Genomic DNA, 1468 nt, shown 5'->3' with positions numbered 1-1468 from the left:
CAGATTTTCAAACGGCACCCTCAGCAGGTGGGCTCGGTGGATCTGGCGGAGGGTTTGCAGGGTGGGCTGGGTGGAGCCAACGTAGCCGATCCGATCCAAGTAGGCCCTGATTTGGGAGGGGGTCAGTGGCTCTAGCATCAGCACAGAAGCCGGTTGGCTGCCAAGCAAGCTTTTGGCCTACCCTAGCCTTGCCCCGGATCCCCGGCCAGAGCCAGAAGAACAGTTCACTGGAATCTGAAAGACGGCATCTTTTCCCCGGAGCCGATTTTTCTGTGGCTGTAGGGATCCCTGATGAGTAGGAGATGGGCAGAGGATTCTGGTGGACGGCCAGGCCCAAGCTTGCCCAAGATGGTTTACAAGACCGTTCAAAGCAGGTGGGAGCACTGTCGATGGTTGCTGCCCAAAATCCAGCCCCCGATGAGCTTTTTTCCATCACGCTGAAGCTCTTTGCCATCTATCAAGAAGTGATCGGACAAACCGAGATGCGCCTGCAGGTGAGCCCCGGTACCACCGTCGGGCAACTGTGCGATCAACTGATCCAGCGCTACCCCAGCTTGGCTCCTTGGCGCTCCCAAACGCGCTTCGGTCTCAACCTCAATTTTGTAGCTGCCGACACTCCCCTATCGGCGGGAGACGAAGTCGTTCTGATCCCTCCGGTCAGCGGGGGCTGAAAAGGAGCAAAAGGAGAATGCTACGATAGCGGCAAGAAAAAAAGAAGGCGAAGCGTTACATGGCAGAATACACTCGGTCGATTTCCTTTTATGGGCGGGAAATTGACATCAATATTGGGCTGATGGCCCCTCAGGCAGGGTGTGGGGTTTGGCTGACTTCGGGCGAAACCTCGATTTTGGTTACCGCCACACGGCAGCCAGGCCGGCCTGGCGTTGATTTTATGCCCTTGTTGGTCGATTACGAAGAGCGCCTCTACGCAGCGGGGCGGATCCCAGGGGGATATCTGCGGCGAGAAGGCCGGCCACCGGAACGGGCCACTTTGATCTCTCGCTTAATAGACCGACCCATTCGTCCGTTGTTCCCAGAATGGCTGCGGGATGATGTGCAGGTGGTGGCCACCACCCTCTCTGTAGATGATACGGTGCCGCCCGATGTGTTGTGTATTTTGGGAGCCTCGTTGGCCATTCACGGTGCTCGCATCCCCTTCAACGGCCCGGTGGCGGCGGTGCGGGTGGGCTTGGTCAAGGATGAATTTATCCTCAACCCCACCTATGCCGAAATTGAGGCGGGCGATCTGGATCTGGTGGTGGCCGGCTGTGCCGATGGCGTGATCATGGTGGAAGCCGGGGCCAACCAACTGCCGGAAAAGGATGTGGTGGAGGCCATCGAGTTTGGTTTTGAGGCCATCCAGGAGCTGCTCAAAGCCCAACAGCAAGTCCTGGCGGATCTCAACATCACCCCGGTAGAGCTGCCCCCTCCCCCCAAAAACGAGGAGCTGATTGCTTTTGTGGAAGAG

At 57.8% G+C, this 1468-nt stretch carries 1 protein-coding gene and 1 pseudogene; both read left to right on the top strand.

Annotated features, from left to right (window positions below; genetic code table 11):
- Positions 1-389 precede the first annotated feature (389 nt).
- Entirely contained in the window at positions 390-671 is a 282-nt protein-coding gene (locus tag NW837_RS14475) for a MoaD/ThiS family protein (RefSeq protein WP_414332280.1), read from the top strand.
- A 59-nt stretch (positions 672-730) separates the two neighbouring features.
- Positions 731-1468 (top strand): annotated as a pseudogene (locus NW837_RS14470) (polyribonucleotide nucleotidyltransferase); the annotation flags it as partial.

Source organism: Synechococcus sp. R6-10 (assembly GCF_047461815.1).
GTDB lineage: Bacteria > Cyanobacteriota > Cyanobacteriia > Thermostichales > Thermostichaceae > Thermostichus.
Note: the sequence above shows the minus strand (reverse complement) of the source record. Positions and strands in the feature narration are given on the sequence as shown.

Bases quoted from the DNA above. Each gene is read 5' to 3' on its own strand.
- NW837_RS14475 (WP_414332280.1), top strand. From the start codon at position 390: ATGGTTGCTGCCCAAAATCCAGCCCCCGATGAGCTTTTTTCCATCACG.